This window comes from Halanaerobaculum tunisiense (assembly GCF_054657635.1).
Window position 1 is genome coordinate 1 of record NZ_BAAHYI010000019.1, and the last position, 18151, is coordinate 18151.

The 18151-nt window shown below is 34.1% G+C and carries 18 protein-coding genes; all 18 read right to left on the reverse strand.

Annotated elements, in window-relative coordinates:
- Nucleotides 1–187: 187 nt before the first annotated feature.
- The gene (locus tag ACYQ3D_RS12360; protein WP_459838786.1) at nt 188–1015 is read right to left on the reverse strand and encodes an ABC transporter permease; all 828 of its coding nucleotides are present in this window, start codon (nt 1013–1015) and stop codon (nt 188–190) included.
- 395 nt (nt 1016–1410) lie between these two features.
- Nucleotides 1411–2388, reverse strand: a complete 978-nt coding sequence (locus ACYQ3D_RS12365; RefSeq protein ID WP_459838733.1) for an ABC transporter substrate-binding protein — start codon at nt 2386–2388, stop codon at nt 1411–1413.
- 17 nt (nt 2389–2405) lie between these two features.
- Complete coding sequence (locus tag ACYQ3D_RS12370; RefSeq protein WP_459838735.1) at nt 2406–3596, reverse strand: quaternary amine ABC transporter ATP-binding protein; 1191 nt, start codon at nt 3594–3596, stop codon at nt 2406–2408.
- A 258-nt stretch (nt 3597–3854) separates the two neighbouring features.
- Nucleotides 3855–4046, reverse strand: a complete 192-nt coding sequence (locus tag ACYQ3D_RS12375; RefSeq protein ID WP_459838737.1) for a hypothetical protein — start codon at nt 4044–4046, stop codon at nt 3855–3857.
- A gap of 127 nt (nt 4047–4173) precedes the next feature.
- Nucleotides 4174–4869, reverse strand: coding sequence for an RNA polymerase sporulation sigma factor SigK (sigK, locus tag ACYQ3D_RS12380; RefSeq protein WP_459838739.1), 696 nt, complete (start codon nt 4867–4869; stop codon nt 4174–4176).
- Nucleotides 4870–4945: 76 nt separating this feature from the next.
- On the reverse strand, nt 4946–5170 hold the full coding sequence (locus ACYQ3D_RS12385) for a DUF4911 domain-containing protein (RefSeq protein ID WP_459838741.1): 225 nt from the start codon (nt 5168–5170) through the stop codon (nt 4946–4948).
- The gene (gene udk, locus ACYQ3D_RS12390; RefSeq protein ID WP_459838743.1) at nt 5163–5798 is read right to left on the reverse strand and encodes a uridine kinase; all 636 of its coding nucleotides are present in this window, start codon (nt 5796–5798) and stop codon (nt 5163–5165) included. The genes ACYQ3D_RS12385 and udk overlap by 8 nt, the downstream gene beginning before the upstream one ends.
- Entirely contained in the window at nt 5798–7024 is a 1227-nt protein-coding gene (locus tag ACYQ3D_RS12395; protein WP_459838745.1) for a peptidase U32 family protein, read from the reverse strand. The genes udk and ACYQ3D_RS12395 overlap by 1 nt, the downstream gene beginning before the upstream one ends.
- The gene (locus tag ACYQ3D_RS12400; protein WP_459838747.1) at nt 7025–7672 is read right to left on the reverse strand and encodes an O-methyltransferase; all 648 of its coding nucleotides are present in this window, start codon (nt 7670–7672) and stop codon (nt 7025–7027) included. It lies immediately after the preceding gene.
- A gap of 132 nt (nt 7673–7804) precedes the next feature.
- Nucleotides 7805–8830, reverse strand: coding sequence for an endolytic transglycosylase MltG (gene mltG / locus ACYQ3D_RS12405; protein ID WP_459838749.1), 1026 nt, complete (start codon nt 8828–8830; stop codon nt 7805–7807).
- 110 nt (nt 8831–8940) lie between these two features.
- The gene (locus tag ACYQ3D_RS12410; protein ID WP_459838751.1) at nt 8941–9240 is read right to left on the reverse strand and encodes a DUF4258 domain-containing protein; all 300 of its coding nucleotides are present in this window, start codon (nt 9238–9240) and stop codon (nt 8941–8943) included.
- A 105-nt stretch (nt 9241–9345) separates the two neighbouring features.
- Entirely contained in the window at nt 9346–9612 is a 267-nt protein-coding gene (locus ACYQ3D_RS12415) for a DUF1292 domain-containing protein (protein WP_459838753.1), read from the reverse strand.
- Nucleotides 9613–9637: 25 nt separating this feature from the next.
- On the reverse strand, nt 9638–10060 hold the full coding sequence (ruvX, locus tag ACYQ3D_RS12420) for a Holliday junction resolvase RuvX (protein WP_459838755.1): 423 nt from the start codon (nt 10058–10060) through the stop codon (nt 9638–9640).
- 8 nt (nt 10061–10068) lie between these two features.
- Nucleotides 10069–11580 carry a baseplate J/gp47 family protein gene (locus tag ACYQ3D_RS12425; protein WP_459838758.1) on the reverse strand — a complete coding sequence of 504 codons (1512 nt, stop codon included), beginning with the start codon at nt 11578–11580 and terminating at the stop codon, nt 10069–10071.
- Nucleotides 11581–11594: 14 nt separating this feature from the next.
- Nucleotides 11595–12875, reverse strand: coding sequence for a cell division FtsA domain-containing protein (locus ACYQ3D_RS12430; RefSeq protein WP_459838761.1), 1281 nt, complete (start codon nt 12873–12875; stop codon nt 11595–11597).
- A 64-nt stretch (nt 12876–12939) separates the two neighbouring features.
- Nucleotides 12940–15096 carry a hypothetical protein gene (locus tag ACYQ3D_RS12435; protein ID WP_459838763.1) on the reverse strand — a complete coding sequence of 719 codons (2157 nt, stop codon included), beginning with the start codon at nt 15094–15096 and terminating at the stop codon, nt 12940–12942.
- Nucleotides 15097–15111: 15 nt separating this feature from the next.
- Nucleotides 15112–15363: an IreB family regulatory phosphoprotein gene (locus ACYQ3D_RS12440; RefSeq protein WP_459838765.1), complete on the reverse strand. Its 252-nt coding sequence runs from the start codon at nt 15361–15363 to the stop codon at nt 15112–15114.
- A gap of 50 nt (nt 15364–15413) precedes the next feature.
- Nucleotides 15414–18038, reverse strand: a complete 2625-nt coding sequence (alaS, locus tag ACYQ3D_RS12445) for an alanine--tRNA ligase (RefSeq protein WP_459838767.1) — start codon at nt 18036–18038, stop codon at nt 15414–15416.
- Between the last annotated feature and the right edge of the window lie 113 nt (nt 18039–18151).

The window sequence follows — 18151 nt, forward strand, 5'->3', positions numbered from 1 at the left end:
AACATAATAAATTAATATTTATTTTTAAGATTTTAATTTATTTTAATTATTTTTTTTTTTTTTAATATTTTTTTTATATTTTATAATTTTTAAATAAAAAACGAAGGAAGGGGGGCGGGGGGGGGGGGCCCACCCCACACCCCGACAATAAACCTAGTTAGCAAGAAATACTAACTAGGCCTAAAAATTAATCTCTACCAAATAGCCGATCTAGAACCATCGCTAAAATGACTACTCCTAAACCAGCTTCAAATCCTAACCCAATATCTACTGTTGATAAGGAACGTAATACAGGTTTACCTAAACCTCCAGCACCAATCATTGCTGCAATTACTACCATAGATAAAGACAGCATGATACACTGATTGATCCCCATCATAATTGAAGGTAACGCTAAAGGTAACTCTACTTTATATAACATTTCCAGGGGAGTACACCCAAAAGCTCTTCCTGCTTCTTTTAACTCATCCGAAACTTGTTTGATCCCTAGATAAGTTAATCTAATCGGAGGAGCAATAGCAAAAACTACAGTAGCTATAACTCCTGATACATTCCCTAACCCGAAGAACATAAGCGCCGGAATTAAATAAACAAAAGGCGGAATAGTCTGCATAAAGTCTAACATAGGTCTAGTTATAATATCTAGAATTTTACTATGAGCTTTTAAAACACCTATTGGAATTCCCACTACTAAACAAACAAAAACTGAAGTAAGAATTGAAGACATTGTAGTAATCAAGGGAGCCCACATTCTCAAGTTTAACACTAACATTAAACCTAAGACTACAAAAGCAGTTAACCCACTATCTTCTTTAACTATCCAACTAATCAATCCTAAAATAGCAGTCACTAAGAAAGGAGCTAACCCAAAAGGAACTACCTCAACTAAATAAGGTAGACTTCCTAACAAACCTGTACCAAATACTACTAAAGAAGTAAGATCAGTATCTCTCTTCCATAACCAAGATACAAACCCTAAACCTACAACCACTACTCCTAATAAGATAGGTACCATACTAGGAATGATATAAGTATATAATAAGCTACTAATACCTACAAATAGACCTAAAACTACCACTGAAAAAATAGTCTCTGTTATATCTTCTTTAACAAACCAAGTTAACAAACCAAAAATTACAATTAATAAAAAGGATTCTTGCGTAGTCAATAAAACTTCAATCCCGCTAATCATACCTTCAATTATATTGGAGAAAACATCTAACGGACCACTAAAATTATTAATAATCAAATCTACTAAATTTTCTACCCAATTACCTAGTGGAATCTTAGTAGTTAAAATATCAAATAAAGACATTATCTTTATACCTCCTTCTTCTACTTCCAAAATCAAAGAGAAATTTAACGACATTCCAAACTACTGGAATGCCGTCTCAAATTATGCTTTAATTATTATTTAAATTCTTGTTCTAATTTCTCTACTGCATCAGTACCATCTAAAGCCTTCATTCCTGCTACCCAATCTTTAACTAGATCTAAATTATTACCAATCCATTCTTGAGCAACTTCTTCAGCTGGCCGATCCTTTTTCTGATACTCTAAGATCCACTTACTTTGAATTTGACTAGTAACCTTAAATTGCTCTAATAATTTATAGAAATTAGGCATCTTATCTTTTAATTCCGGTCGAGCAGCAGTATGAATTTGATCATTGCTACCCCAAATACCTTTTGGATCTTCTAGATACTTAAGGTCATAATCCACATTCATCCAATGGGGCTTCCAACCATGAAAAGCAATAAACTCTTCATTTCGAGTAGCCTTACCTACAGCCGATAACATAGCAGCTGTACTACCAGTTACTAACTCCCAATCTCCTAATTGGTAAATATTATTGGCTATAGCATCCTTAATAATTTTATTTCCATCATTTCCTGGCTCAATACCAACTATCTTATGGTCAAACTTATCAGCATGCTTATGTAAATCTTCCATAGATTTAACTCCTGCTTCCCAAACATATTCAGGAACAGCAGTCTGATAAAGAGCTTCTTCTAAATTAACTTGTACATTTTCAATAACGCCTTTTTCCTGGTAAGGTTTAAAGTTAGTCTTCATAGTAGGTATCCAGTTACCTAAGAAAGCATCTATCTCGTCATTCTCCATTCCCTTAAATAAAACTGTCTGCGTTAAAGACTTCATCTCAACTTCATAACCTAAAGTAGCCAATACTTCCTTAGCTACTTGTGTTTTAACAGTAACCCCTGGCCAATTTACATGACCTAGTGTAACTTCTTTAGCTTCTTCTAATTGATCTTTTGCTCCCTGTTGATCTTCTCCTTGCTGTGGTTGTTGAGCACAACCAGCTACTAGAGAAAGAACTAATACTAAACTCACAACTAGCAAACTACTTTTTTTGTTAAAATTCATTATCTACCCTCCTTTTTTTAGATTACTTCTTCGCCAGCCAAATTGCCTAATACTTTACTTTTTACAATGATTCCTAATAATTTATCATTATTATCCACTACTGGGAGAGGATAATCTAAATCAGCAACTTTAGCAAATAAGTCCTCCATATTTTCTTCAGGACTAGCAGTTACTGTATCTTTAATTAATCTTTCTAAATCCTTTTTATCTTCTTTAATAGCTTCTAAAGCATCTTCCATCTTAATTATGCCCTTTAATTTTTTATTCTTGCCTACAGCAAAAATACTGGAGATCTCATTATGTTCCATCTTATGCATAGCTGCTCGAGGGCCGTCCTGCTTATAAGAATAAACTACAGACAATGGATCAACCATTACATCTTCAGCAGTTAATAACCGAGACCGATTAACATCTTGAACAAAGTCCCTTACATATTCATTCTTAGCATTAGTCAATATTTCTTCGTGATTTCCTATCTGTACAATCTCCCCATCTTTCATAATGGCAATTCTATCTCCTAGTTTTAATGCTTCATCTAAGTCATGAGTAATAAAGATAATCGTCTTATCCATCTCATCAAATAAATCCAATAACTTATTCTGCATTTCTCGTTTAATTAATGGATCTAACGCACTAAATGGTTCATCCATTAATAAAATATCTGGGTCAACAGCCAAAGCTCTAGCTAAACCTACTCGTTGTTGCATTCCACCACTTAATTCATCAGGTTTTTTATTCTCCCAACCATCTAAACCTACTTTAGCTAATGCTTCGCGGGCTCTAGCTTCCCTTTTCTCCTTAGGTACACCTTTAACTTCTAAACCAAATTCAGTATTTTCTAATATAGTTCTATGTGGAAATAAACCAAAATTCTGAAAAACCATACCAAGTTTATCTCGTCTCATCTCTAGTAGTTCTTCGTCATCTAATTCCATTAAATTAGTGTCATCTACTTTAACTTCACCTACTGTAGGCTCAATTAATCTATTCAAGCACCTTAATAATGTTGATTTTCCACTTCCAGATAGCCCCATAATTACAAAGATCTCTTCCGACTTTATCTCAAAATTAACATTATTAACTCCTACAGTTAATCCTGTTTTCTCTAAAATCTCATCTTTAGAATAACCTTCTTTAACTAAATCAATTCCTCGTTCAGGATTCTTCCCGAAAATTTTGGAAAGATTATTAACCTTTATGTTTTTCATTATAACCCTCCTGCCTTACTATTTCTATTATATTTTCCCTTAGTTCATCTATTTTATTCTCTACAAAATTCCCCTTAACAAAATAAAAAAATCTTTGAAATAAATCACTGAATTTATTCCAAAGATTAAAACTTGCATCTACTAAATTCTTAATCACTTTTTAACAGCCACTATAAGTATAAAACAATCTACTTTTTTTGTCAAATCAACTTAAAAGTTATTTTAATATTTTAATATTCACACAATTAGCCCGGTTCACTAATGATAAAAGTATAACTTAACTAACACAAAATCTGTTCTAGGCTTAAACCCTATATCAAATAATTGATAATCTTTTAACTTAGGATTTAACTTTTTAGCTTGTTGAACAAAAGAACGTAACTCCTCTATTAACTGCATTGAACCATCTAACTCTAAATAACGATTTATAGTTAACAATTGTTTGCTCATATTTAAACCTCCTTACAAAATCTATAATTTTAATAACTAGTGACGGGCATAATTACTAACTGTTACACGTCACTAGTTACTTACTACTCAACACATATATCAAACAAAGAGGAGTTAACTTTATAGTTCAAGCAAACATCTTATGAAGTTTATTAATAGCTTTCTTTTCTATCCGAGAAACATAAGACCGAGAAATTCCTAATTGTTGAGCAATTTCACGTTGCGTTCGATACTGACCATCTTCTAAGCCATATCTCATCTTTAGCACCTTTCGTTCCCTAGTCTTTAATTTTTCTAATCTCTCATATAGCTTCTCTTCCTCTAAGACCAGTTCTACTTCATTACTGACAGTATCGATTGCAGTTCCTAAAATATCAATTAAACTAATCTCATTACCTTCCTTATCAGAGCCAATTGGTTCGTATAATAATTTCTCATTTTTCAATTTCTTAGTCTTTCTTAAATACATCAAAATTTCATTTTCAATACATCGAGCAGCATAGGTAGCTAATCTTGTATCCCTCTCCAAGTCAAAACTTTCAATTGCTTTAATTAACCCAATTGCTCCAATTGAAATTAAATCATCATTACTTACACTAATGTGGTCATACTTTTTAACTATATGAGCTACCAACCTCATATTATGCTCAATCAACTTATCTTTAGCTGCTTGATCTCCCTTTTTAATCTTTTCTAGACATTCCTGTTCTTCTTCAACACTTAGTGGTTGGGGAAAAGTAGTTCCCTCAGAGATATAAGATACTAGTACCATTACTCCATCTAATAGATTAACTAGTACTTCGGATAAAAAAACAGGCACCATAAACTGGTCACCTCCCAATTCTCATTAATATCTATATGAGATAGACCAATCTATTGTGCCTGTCCATAAGTATTAATTACTTTTTAACTATATCCAGATCAACCTTTTTTTGTAAATCATACAATATTTTTAAGATATCTTCTCGAGTACCTGGAGTTACTTCTAACTTTAATACACCAATTTCCCCTTCAGTTCCTTCGACTGTAACCATTGCTAATCCTTCATAAGCCTTAATAATCTTATCCACAAAAACTAATTCCTGTTTCGGAACTGTTACTTTAATTGTAGAAGTGCTAGTCATCTTGATTTAACTCCTCAATTAAAGACTTGATTTTAGCAATCAATAAATCAACAGCTACCTGATTATAGCCACCTTCAGGAATAATCACGTCAGCGTATTTTTTAGTCGGTTCCACAAATTGCTGGTGCATTGGTCTAACTATATTAAGATATTGGTCAACTACAGAATCCATAGTTCTATCTCTTGCTTCTATATCTCTTAGTAACCGTCTAATAAATCTAACATCATTATCTGTATCCACATAAACCTTGATATCCAATAAATCTCTAATAGCTTCATTCTCTAAAATCAAAATACCTTCTAAAATAATTATCTCTGTCGGATTTACTGGTATTACTTCAGAAGTGCGAGTATGACGCTTAAAGCTATAAACTGGTTTATCAATTTTTTCTCCTACCAATAACTGCTGGAGATGTTCTAATAATAAATCAGTATCAAAGGCAAAAGGATGATCATAATTAGTTTCTTTTCGTTCCTCAAAATCCAAGTGACTCTGGTCTTTATAATAAGAATCCTGTTGGAGCAAAGAGATATTCTCATCACCTAACTGATCTATAATTGTATTAGCTACGGTAGTCTTTCCTGATCCAGTACCACCTGTAATCCCAATTAAAACTGGTTTGCTCATTATCTATCCTCCTTTTTTCGCCTAACTAGGTCATATTCATTAACTGGTTGTTCTACCTTAACTTTAATTAGCTGGTGTGGATGGGGTGCTTCTGAAATTTCCTCCCCTTCTTGATTGATAATAGATTCTAACTTAGTGGAAAAGGTCTCAGTTTGCGGGCCAAATATCTCAACTAGATCCCCTTGAAAGAATTTAGTCCTGACCTCAATTACTGCTTCTTGTTTCTCTGGTAGATAATCTCTTACAACCCCCATAAAATCATAATCACGAGAGTAACCTGATCCATCATAATTTTGTTCACTACCACCGGGAGACCCAAAGTAAAAACCAGTAGTATATAACCGATGACTAATCTTTTTTAGTTCCTCCCACCATTCTTCTTTAAACTCATAATCTGTAGGAGCTTGAGCATAAGCATCTAGAGCCCGGCGATAAATATTAGTTACTGTAGCTACATAATGAAGACTCTTCATTCTTCCTTCAAGCTTTAAGCTATCTAACCCCGTATCTATCATCTCAGGCAGATGCCTAATCATACATAAATCCTTAGAATTAAAAATATAAGTTCCTTGATCATCTTCATAGACAGGGTAATATTCTCCTGGTCGCTCTTGCTCCATTAAAGTATATTGCCAACGACAAGACTGAGCACATTCTCCGCGATTAGCATCTCGATCTATCATATAATTACTCAATAAACAGCGCCCAGAATAGGAAATACACATTGCTCCATGAACAAAGGCCTCTAAGGAAATATCAACCTGGTCATTAATTTCTGTTATCTCTTCTAAAGATAATTCTCTGGCTAAAATAACCCGTTTGGCACCTTGCTCTTGCCAAAAAGATACACTACGCCAATTAGTATTATTAGCTTGAGTACTGATATGTACTTCTAAATCAGGAGCTATCTTCTGGACAAGTGAAAAAACGCCTGGATCAGCTACAATTACAGCATCAACACCTAAATCAACTAACTGCTTAATATAGTCATCCAATCCAGTTAAATCTTCATTATGAGGAATTAGATTAATTGTTACATACACTTTAACATCACGTTGCTGGGCATAATCTATTCCTGCTACCATATCTTCTAAGGTAAAGTTTCTAGCTTTAGCTCTTAAACCATAATCTTGGCCCCCAAGATAAACAGCATCTGCTCCGTATTGAACAGCAATCTTTAACTTCTCTAAATTACCAGCTGGGGCCAACAACTCAGGTATCTCCATTTATTTTACCTCCTTATTATAGGAACTAACTGCTACTCCATCACCTAACGGAATTATTGTCGAATTAAGTTCGTGATCATTCATTATTGTATCTACATATTCTCGTAGTCTTTTAGTCAAAGTATTATAGCGGGGATGATAAAAGCGATCATCGGCAATCATGCCCTTAAATAATACATCATCAGCTACAAGCAATCCTCCCTCAGCTAATAATTTCTTGCTAGCCTCTAAAAAATTAGGATATTGGCCTTTAGCTGCATCAAGAAAAATAAAATCAAAACTATCTTCTAAGGTAGGCATAATCTCTAAAGCATCTCCTGTCAATAACTCAATATTATCATAACCAAAGGAAGTAAAGAAGTTACTAGCCGCTTGCGCCTCCTTATCCTTTAATTCAATAGTTACTATCTCGCCTGAATAATCCTCAGCCAACCACAGAGTAGAATAGCCAACTGCTGTTCCTAGCTCTAAAATACGATCTGGCTGGTGTAATTTAATCAATACCTGTAATAAATTACCAACTTCTGGTTCAATAATTGGGATATTTCTTTCATCAGCTAATTGTTTTACTTGCTGAATATCTTTATTTGCTGGAGCTTGTTTATCGCGAAGATACTCGATAATCCAATCCTGAACAACATTACTCATTCTTTTCCCCCTTGCCTTAATTGAATAATTAAGCTATGAGTCGTGAGCTGTGAGCAATGGTTTTGAATTAGCTCATAGCTCATAGCCCACGACTAATCACATACCTAATCACTCCTATTATTTAATGATTCATTAGTGATTATTAATTTTTTCCTGCACTTTAAGATGTTGTTGATAAGTTTCAGTAAACTTATGTTTGCCATCACTTGTAGCTACATAGTAAAAATAGTCTGTCTCAGCCGGATTCAGTGCTGCTTTAATCGCTTTTAATCCTGGATTATTAATTGGCCCAGGAGGTAAACCAGAATGTTGATAAGTGTTATAAATAGATTTAACCTCTAAATCACTATATAATAGCCTACTCTTTCTCTCTTCTAGAGTATACTGGATAGTAGCATCTAATTGTAATTTCATATTCGCCTCAAGTCGGTTATAGATTACACTAGCTATTAAATCCATTTCCTCCTCTAATTTTGCTTCTGCTTGAATCAAGGAAGCAATAGTTATAATTTGATATAAATTATAGTCACTATTCTTAATCTTAGGTTGTAAAGATTTAATTTGAGCTTTAAACTCCTGAAGCATAATATCAATTATCTCTTCCTCTGAACTACCATAGGGCAGATGATATGTATCAGGATATAAAAAACCTTCTACACTATAAAGCACTTTCTTATCTTGAGTTATCCAGTCTGGACTTTTATTAGTAGCTATTTCTAAAAATTTATCTTTGTCCAGTTTATACTCTCCTAATCTAGAGCCTATTTCTCTTAGAGTCATACCCTCTGGGACTGTAAAATCATAATAGGCAATATCTCCTGCAACTAATTTATCTGTAATTGTTGATATTGACATACCAGAATTCAATCTATAATATCCGGCTTTAATCTTCTCTTCTAACCCTTTAAGCTTGGCATATAATTTGAAAAAAAATGAATTTCTAATTAATCCCTCTTTAGCTAAAACTGTCCCAATCTGATTTAAAGAAGCCCCAGGCTCAATTGCTATAATCTTTTCTGTACTATTAACTCCATTTTCTGTACTATTAACTCCATCTTTAGGTTGTACTAATTGATAGCTAGTATAAAATAGTCCAATTATTATTATGCCTAACAACAACCAACTAAAAAGTTGTAAATCACTTTGTTTCCTGGGCATTTTTCAACCAACCCTTCTTAAATATTTCTGGCTCTATTATAATGTATATTATTTAATTTAGCAAACAACAAAAATAAAAAACCCTGGACCATAAAAGGTCCAAGGCACTATTAAGCTATCTCTTCCATTTGAGTTCCATCTTTAATATGTATATTAGATTTATTGATAACAGTGATTATAACTGCTTTAAACTCTCTTACCTCAATAATTATAGCCAAATTATGCTCCTGATCAATAATAGCCACTTCTTCTCCACTATCATTATACTCTAATAATTTTTCATCCAAACTCAACACAATTGCTGCTACTAATTCTTCATCAACTTCTCGTTCTTTCATTCGTTCTAAAGCATGTGTAGTCCCCTCAACTCGAAAATTCCTGCCATCTAGTATATATTCGGACAATAACATATCAAGCCCCCCTAAACTATATTCTCTTACTAACAGTATTGACTACATAACTAACTAATATACCTCTAGGGGAGCAATTATTCAAGTCAGTAACTATCTAGAAATTTACTCTTCTAACTCTTGTTGTAACTTAACTAATTCATCCTCATCTACAACAGGTTGATAAGCCTGCTCTCCATTTTGGTCCTCAACTACCTTCAGAGCATAGCCCTCTCCTGTCTCCTCATCTTCTTCCATTAAAATTAAGTAACTTTCTTCCTCAAAATCCAACATAGTTACTACTTCATATCTGCTTTGTTCCCCATTTTCTTCCTCTAATACCACTATTCCATCTTCTTCATCCACTAGTTTAATTAATCCTTCTTTTGCCATAGTAATCACCTCTTATTTATTTTAACTAATTATTACTTGCGTCTTGCATATCTAAATAATTTTGTAAAATTACTACTGCTGCCATTTTATCAATTACTTCTTTTCTTCGTTGGCGACTTAAATCAGCAGCTAATAAAGTCCTTTCTGCTTCAACTGTAGATAACCTTTCATCCCAAGTTACAATTGGAATACTAAGTTCTTCCTCTAATTCATCTATATAAGACAAAACCTTTTGCGCCCTGTCCCCTAAACTACCATCCATATTCTTAGGCAACCCAACTACTACCTGGTCCACATTATATTTATCCACTAAAGAAGAAATATAATTTAATTCCTCTGTTAAGGAATCTTCTTCAATTACCGTTTTCCCCTGGGCTGTCCAACCTAAAGGATCACTCATGGCTACTCCTGTTCTTTTATCTCCTACATCTAACCCTAATATTCTCATAGACTACCTCACTCCTTGTCTACTCCCTGAACCATTAAATTGATTCCTAATTTATATTGTGGTAGATTTACTTGATTAGCCGGATTAATTTGATACTTAGCTATCTCTGCTTTTTGCTCCAATAATTCTTTAGTGGCCTTTACTTCTTTTCCTAATAGCTCTTTTTTGAGTTTATCTTCATCAATCTTTCCTACTACCTGTCCTTGACTAGTCACCTGTAAAGTAACATTTTGCGAGGTTAAATCTGTTAGTTCAATTTCTTTAATTGCAATCTCTGAGTTGCGTAACTTAAACTCAGTTCCTAACTCCCTTTTATATAATTTAAAGACTAAATCTTTAAGTCCTTCCTTTTTAACTCCAAAACTAGTAACTTGAATCTGCCCCTTAATCGACAGCTTGGTAGCTAAATCTCCTGCCTGAGATTGAGGATCTAATACTGGCTTAGCAAACTGAATATCATCTTTAAAACAAATCATATCTGAACCGAATTTTGTAATTGCTTTTTCTCGTGCAGTATTCCGTAAAGTTGTTTTGGCCTTTTTTAAGCCTCGTTTCACATCCGAATCAGTAATCATAGCTACCTCTTTATTTCTACCTCCAGTAGTAGGTTCGGGATTAACGATTTTAAGCGGATAAGATTCATTAACAAACTGAACAATCCGCCCTTTACTAACATTTCCGGCAACTCCCTTATTTAATGCTTCAATATTCACTTCTGCTTTTCCTGCTTTCATTCCTACTACCGTATCCATAAATTTATTTATTTCCACCTGTGGTACTGTTACCTTTTTTAAGGTCTTAAAGCTAACTCCATTTCTGGTAGCTACTACTGTTCCTTGCGGCAGAGTAATAGGCCGTTGTTTATTATTAATTAAAGTTATAACCCCGGTAGCTGGCGCTACTCCTATTTCTTTATTTCCAGTAGCCGAAACAGTAATCTCTTTATTTAAATCTATTTTTTTCTTAACCACAGGAATTATTTTCTGCTCCAAATCCATTTCAGTTGCCTGTAAACTACCTTGGAGTTGACTATTTATTACCTTTTCCTTGGCAACTGGACTGACTTGGATATTAACTAACATAAAATTAAGATAAAACCAAATCATTCCTGCCCCTAAGATAAACAGAGAAATAAATAAAAAACCTTTCCAACTTGTTTTAGATTTCCTAGCTTGATTATTATTCGTTATTATCGGTTTCTTCTCTTCTACTGCTAGAGGAGAAGCTACCTCTTCACTCTGGGCTCCAAAGGCATCAAGATCAGGATACACTTCAAATCCTAACTCAACTAGCAAGTTTTGCGTCTTCTCTATATCAGTTATAAAAATTAATTCCTTGTCTACTCTCTCAGCATACGTTTTCATCAATTCAATATTAATCTGACTAGTAAATAAAGGCGAATTATTATGAATAATAATTACTAATTTATCTTGAGAACTAGATTGAATTTTTTGTAACAAAGAATTTAATGGTTCATCAGGATCAATATAAATTTTACTATAATCAGCCAGTTTAATCACCTCCTGAACTTCTATTATCCGATACCAATTGTTAACTTATCCCAAAAACTAGTCTCGTATACCTCCTGAATCATTGTTGCTTGCAGAGCCAAACTTTTGGGAGTCACACTTTCTGTACCACTTAGTTTACCTACTCTATCTTCAATACCAGTTATATCCTCAGCAGTCAGGAGTTTAATATCAGGTTGCTTGAAGAAAGGAAGTTCTTCGTACATTTCACGTTGTTGAATTCCATCAAACAGACCAGTTAACGCACTACCTCCTCCACATAGATATATCTTTTGTGGCAGAGCCTCTGCCATAGCTAATTCATCTAAAGCAAGTTCAACTCCTTCGTACAACAGATTAAAATCAGGTTGTAAGATCTGTTCTATTTTTTCTACTGCTTCTACTTCCTCAGCTGCTTCTAATTCACCAACTGAATAATTCAATTTTAATTGTTCAGCTTCTGCTAATGATAAATTGAATTCTCTAGCTAAACTTTTGGTAAAAGCTCGTCCAGCCCAACTAAACATCTTAGTCCCTTCAATACCACCATTTCTAATCAAGGCAATATCAGTCGTTCCACCACCGATATCAATTACTATTGCTCCAAATTCATAAGCTTCATTACTCATAATACTTTTAGCAATAGCAAAAGGCTCAGCAATAATTCCTGCTAATTTATAATCCAGCCTATCAGCTACTGTCTCTAAGGCTCCTACATGAACTAGAGGAGCAAAAGTATTAAAGACTGTCAGTTCTAAATTTTTACCTTGGAATTCTTCGGGGTTAGTTATCTTGTAACCATCTAACTTAATCTCCACAACTGAAGAGTTAATTAATTGCACCTCAACATCATCTAAACCTATATCAGCTAATAATTTCTCCTCTGCTTGAGAGATAGCTTCCTCTTGCGCTTCTTCTACTAATTTATCTATTTCTTTTTGTTTTAATTTTTTCTTGGAAAATAAACGTTTGCGTTCTAAAGTAGTAACTACTCCTTTTACAAATTCACCAGCAATTCCAATTACTATCTCTTCTGGTCTAACTTCTGCCATCTCTACAGCTTCTTCAATTGCTTCATAGCTTTTTTTGATTACTTCTTCAATATTAGAAATAGCCCCACCTTCCATATTAGTATAAGACTGTTTTATTCGACCATAGCCTATTATTTCGCAAATATATTCCTGATTAAACCTTACAATTACAGCTTTAATATATTCAGTACCAATATCTAAAGCAATCCGATGGTAAAATTCCGTTTCAGATTGATCACTAATTATATTACTCAATACAGAGAAAATAGAAAACACCTCCTTTTATTACATAATTATCCATATAATAATAAAATCCTGCTTCAGAACAGGACTTTTTAAATTAACTATTTAATTTACAATTGAGTAACAAATAGAGCAAAGTAAAAACAGGAAATAACAATAAAGTAGCAGCAGCTACCACACCAGAATCATTAACCAACATAGTTACTACACTTCCTCCTACTACTCCCCGAAAGCCAGCAGCTAGACTAGGATAGCTAATAATCAAATCTTTAATCTTTCCTGCCGGCCACTTAAATAAAATAAATAGGATAACCACAAAAGAAAGCAATACTCTACTCCAAATTGTCCACCTTAGTAATTTTAAATTCATCTGTAACTTACGATAAATAATTAAAAATAGTTGATTAATCCCTTCTTTCTGGATCCTGGATAAAGTATGGGCCAAATGCGTTTCATTGCCGATATAAAAATCAACTGTAATTATAAATAATAGAGAGCTAATTAAAATAAAACTTAACTTTAATAAAGTTGATAACTTAAACTTATAACCTCTTAAGTTAAGATAAGTAATACTACAAGCAATAATAGCAGTAATCAACCCCCCAAAGTTGGCCCCTAAACGTGGATAACCAACTGTTAATACTAATAAACCAAAACCTATTAACAATAATCTATCAGATAACTTACTTGTTAATTCCTGTAATCCCGTTAGAGCCATTATCCCTGCCCCAATTATAACCCCCATAAACTCATTACCAACTCCATAAAATCTAGCTCCAATAACTGGTGAATAACCTAATACAGACAACTTAATCCATTCTCCACCTTGCCACAAATCAAACACCAATAAACCAGTGGTTACTAAAGCAGGAAGAATTACAGGTACTAGATTATTATCAACTAGTTGTAGAGTATAATAAGCTAATCCTAGACTAACCATTAACCAAAAACCAATAACTAACGTTAAATTTCCTATAATAAAAAATCTCGATAAAAGAAATAAACTAGGAATCCATAATAAACTAATTAATAGATAAAGACTTATTTTTCTTAATAAATTATTATTACGTTTGTAAATCCAGACTACACCAACTAATCCTAAAGTTAAAATTTGTAATAGAATAAATCCTTTAACTACTATAGGTCGCCAAGCAAAAGTCCGGCGGATCTTATTCTGTAAAGTTAGCAAATAATCAACTGATTTATTAGTAGCCTGACTAAATATACTCCGACCTGTAAAATCTGCCTGCTCGGATGTTAAATAATGATAGATAGTCGGAGCCAAATCAAGATTAGTAATTAATCCCTGGCGTCTTGTAGTAGCTGACTTCAATAATCCATCCTTAACCTGCGGGCCAACTATAGATGTCAAAGTTAATTTATTCCCTTGTTCAATAGCCTCTTTAGCTGGAGTAGGAGTCACAACCAATAAATAGTCCCGCTGAAGATCAACTATTTCCAGCAGTTTACCTAGTAATCTATCACTCCGTTGAATAGCTTTTCTTTTAGCTTCTTTAAATCGTTGTTCAGTCAGTAAAGATTTAATTGCTGCTATTCGAGATGTATTCCCGGCTTCTACAACTAATAAATCACTCTGATCCCAATAATTCTTAAATTGGCTGACTAAATAACTTTGGTTAGTTATATAACTAGAGGGATATTGATCAACTTGTTGTACCATCTGTTGACCAACATCCCCCTGGTTGACTACCCCATATTTATTTAGTCCAAGTAAAGCTACGTGTCTTCTAGGCTGGTTTTTAGTATCAGCATTACCTAAAACTGTAACTTGTAAATTCTTTCTTTGTAGTAAATCAGCTAAATGACCAACTCTAGCTTGATAAGTAGTCGTCTGATTACTCTTTTTTAACTGAGCTAATTGGAGATTAACTATCTCACCTTTGTCAGCCTGAGCTACTCTCCTCTGGTAAAGAGACTCAGCTGTAACTCCTTGGTATTTAGCAGTTGCATTAAAATTCAGATAACCTGCTCTTCCTGCTCTAGCCCTATCTCCAGCCCCTATAGTTAAGTAAGTATCCTTAGGCTCTAGACTACCTGCTGTTTCAGCATTCATTAGTCCTACTGCTCCCTGAGCAATTATTTGATCTAAATAGGGAGTAGCTGTTTCTTGGAGCTCTGTAATACTCACCCGATCCATAATTAACAAGACAACTTTACTATCTTGTGCTTGAACAGGATTAACTATCATAAGTAAACAAACTAACAACAACAGGCTATAAGCAAACTTCTTCATTAAATCACTCCAGACTTAATCTTGGAGATAATCTGTAACTAATTCTTCAATTAATTCATCTCGATCAAAACGTCTAATTTTACTTCTAGCATCCTGATAACTTGTAATATACGCTGGGTCACCTGATAGAATATAGCCAACTATCTGGTCGATAGGTTGATATCCTTTTTCCTCTAAAGCTTGATAAACCTCTCTTAAAACTTGAGCTACTTCACTTTCTTCTTCTCTATCAACCTCAAACATCATTGTTTTATCAAAATCACTCATCTACCTCACCTCATTCAGTCTTAATAGTAATTTTCCATCTTTGAAAATTTTTATTCATTAGAATTAATAATTTCTTTAGCTTTCTCTAAAGCTGAAGTTAACTTACCTGGTTTACTACCTCCAGCCTGGGCCATATCAGGACGACCACCACCGCCACCACCAGCTACTTGAGCTACTTGACCGATTAACTGACCAGCATGATAGCCTTCTGCAACTAAATCATCAGTTATCATTGCTACAAATAATACTTTACCTTCCACTCGAGAACCTAAAACAATAATTCCAGAATCCAATTCTGATTTTAATTCATCCCCCATTTTACGTAATCCAGCTGCATCTAAACCTTCTACACTATGTAAAATAGTAGGGATCCCATTAATCTCTTGGGCTTGAGAAACTAAACTGCCAGTTTGGGAAGCAGCCAACTTATCCTTCAGACTAGTAATCTCTGCCTCTAACTCTTTAACTCTAGCTTGTAATTTTTCCACATTAGCTACTACCTCATCTGAATTAGCCTTTAACTTATCAGCTACAGTAGCAATAGTCTGTTCCTGTTGGTTAATATAATTTAAAGCTTGCTTACCAGTAACAGCCTCAATTCTTCTTACCCCAGCAGCTATTCCGGACTCCTTAACAATCTTAAACAATCCTATCTCTCCTGTAGCATCAATATGAGTCCCGCCACATAATTCTTTACTATAATCACCAGCTGTAACCACTCTAACCTGATCATCGTACTGATCTCCAAATAAAGCAGTCGCACCTTCCGTTTTAGCTTCTTCTAAAGACATCTTATCTACTGTAACATCTACATTAGCTAAAATATAATCATTTACTCTTTCCTCAATAGTAGCTAATTCTTCTGCAGTTACTGCTTCAAAATGGGAAAAATCAAATCTTAATCTAGTAGGCGATACTAAAGAACCGGATTGACTAACATGTTCCCCTAACACTTCCTGTAATGTCTTATGAAGCAAATGAGTAGCTGTATGGTTTCGTGCTGTAGACTCTCTTAACTCTTGATCAATACTAGCTGTTACTTTCTTCTCTAGACTTAAGTTACCCGCTTCTACTTTAATCTGATGAACAGTTAATTCAGCAATTTCTTCAGTTTCTATTACCTGAGCTTGACCAGAAGCAAAAGTAATACTTCCCTGGTCTCCAACTTGTCCACCACCAGCAGCGTAAAAAGGAGTCTTAGCTAATACTACCTTAGCTTCTTCTCCAGCAGTTACCTGCTTAACCTGCTCTTCTCCTTGGATTAAAGCCAGCACCTCAGTCTCCACTTGATAAGTATCATAACCTACAAACTGATCACTACCACTTTGGTTGCGAATTTTTTTAAATAACTCTAATTCACTATGTCCTTGATCAAAATCAGCTCGAGCCTCTCTAGCTCTCTGTCTTTGTTCTGCCATTGCCTCATTAAAACCTGCTTCATCAATTGTAAATCCTTTCTCAGCAGCAAGCTCCTGAGTTAATTCTTTAGGGAACCCATAAGTATCATATAGAGTAAAGACTTGTTCTCCTGGAATCTCAGTTAATCCTTTTTCTTGTAGCTCAGAAATTACTTCTTCTAAAATATCCATCCCTTGCTCTAAAGTTTCTTGGAATCTTAATTCTTCTTGCTTGATCACTTTTTCAATTTGTTCCTGTTTAGTGACTAACTTAGAATAATGATCGCCCATAATATCGACTACTATTGCAACAAGATTATGTAAAAATGGTATCTCTAACTCCAATATTTGAGCATAACGCACAGCTCGTCTTAAAAGTCTGCGAACTACATAGCCTCTTCCTTCATTAGAAGGTAAAGCACCATCACCAATTGTAAATGTTACAGTTCTAATATGATCGGCAATTACTTTAAGAGCTATATCTGTTTTTTCATTTGCACCATATTCTACATCACAATAAGAAGCAATATACTCAATAATTGGCATAAATAAATCAGTTTCAAAATTAGTTGGTTTATCTTGCAATAAAGAAGCTAATCTTTCTAAACCTACACCAGTATCTATATTTTTTTGAGATAACTCTAAATACTCTCCTTCTTCAGTTTTATTATACTGTGTAAATACTAAATTCCATACCTCTAGATAACGATCACAATCACAACCTAATTCACAACCATCTTCACAACCATACTCAATACCACGGTCATAATGAATCTCAGAACATGGTCCACAAGGACCAGTACCTATTTCCCAAAAGTTCTCATCTTTTCCCATTCTAACTATTCGATCAGCTGGAATTCCTATTTCCTCATTCCAGATAGCAAATGCTTCATCATCGGATTTATAAATAGAAATCCATAATCTATCAGGATCCAGCTCCAACTCTTCAGTCAAAAATTCATAACCCCATTTAATAGCATCTTCTTTAAAGTAATCACCAAAAGAAAAATTACCTAACATTTCAAAAAAAGTCTGGTGTCTAGCTGTCCGACCCACATTCTCAATATCATTAGTTCTGATACACTTTTGAGCAGTAACCACCCGTCGTTTAGGAGGAGTAGCACTACCAGAAAAATAATCTTTTAAAGGAGCCATACCAGCATTAATCCATAATAAAGTAGGATCATCTTGCGGAATTAATGAAGCACTAGGTAGAATCTTATGTTCTTTCTCTTCAAAAAAGTCTAAAAACTTCTGACGTATCTGCCTGCTATCCATTATTCTTAACCTCCCGGACAATAAAATAATATATAACTTTATATCACTAATATCTCACTATTTAAAGTTATATTTGCTAAGTAAAGAAACTTAGTTTATATAATACTAGAAAT

Coding starts and splice junctions, on each gene's coding strand:
- ACYQ3D_RS12360 (WP_459838786.1), bottom strand. CDS start 1,015: ATGGTACCTATCTTATTAGGAGTAGTGGTTGTAGGTTTAGGGTTTGTA.
- ACYQ3D_RS12365 (WP_459838733.1), bottom strand. CDS start 2,388: ATGAATTTTAACAAAAAAAGTAGTTTGCTAGTTGTGAGTTTAGTATTA.
- ACYQ3D_RS12370 (WP_459838735.1), bottom strand. CDS start 3,596: ATGAAAAACATAAAGGTTAATAATCTTTCCAAAATTTTCGGGAAGAAT.
- ACYQ3D_RS12375 (WP_459838737.1), bottom strand. CDS start 4,046: ATGAGCAAACAATTGTTAACTATAAATCGTTATTTAGAGTTAGATGGT.
- sigK (WP_459838739.1), bottom strand. CDS start 4,869: ATGGTGCCTGTTTTTTTATCCGAAGTACTAGTTAATCTATTAGATGGA.
- ACYQ3D_RS12385 (WP_459838741.1), bottom strand. CDS start 5,170: ATGACTAGCACTTCTACAATTAAAGTAACAGTTCCGAAACAGGAATTA.
- udk (WP_459838743.1), bottom strand. CDS start 5,798: ATGAGCAAACCAGTTTTAATTGGGATTACAGGTGGTACTGGATCAGGA.
- ACYQ3D_RS12395 (WP_459838745.1), bottom strand. CDS start 7,024: ATGGAGATACCTGAGTTGTTGGCCCCAGCTGGTAATTTAGAGAAGTTA.
- ACYQ3D_RS12400 (WP_459838747.1), bottom strand. CDS start 7,672: ATGAGTAATGTTGTTCAGGATTGGATTATCGAGTATCTTCGCGATAAA.
- mltG (WP_459838749.1), bottom strand. CDS start 8,830: ATGCCCAGGAAACAAAGTGATTTACAACTTTTTAGTTGGTTGTTGTTA.
- ACYQ3D_RS12410 (WP_459838751.1), bottom strand. CDS start 9,240: ATGTTATTGTCCGAATATATACTAGATGGCAGGAATTTTCGAGTTGAG.
- ACYQ3D_RS12415 (WP_459838753.1), bottom strand. CDS start 9,612: ATGGCAAAAGAAGGATTAATTAAACTAGTGGATGAAGAAGATGGAATA.
- ruvX (WP_459838755.1), bottom strand. CDS start 10,060: ATGAGAATATTAGGGTTAGATGTAGGAGATAAAAGAACAGGAGTAGCC.
- ACYQ3D_RS12435 (WP_459838763.1), bottom strand. CDS start 15,096: ATGAAGAAGTTTGCTTATAGCCTGTTGTTGTTAGTTTGTTTACTTATG.
- ACYQ3D_RS12440 (WP_459838765.1), bottom strand. CDS start 15,363: ATGAGTGATTTTGATAAAACAATGATGTTTGAGGTTGATAGAGAAGAA.
- alaS (WP_459838767.1), bottom strand. CDS start 18,038: ATGGATAGCAGGCAGATACGTCAGAAGTTTTTAGACTTTTTTGAAGAG.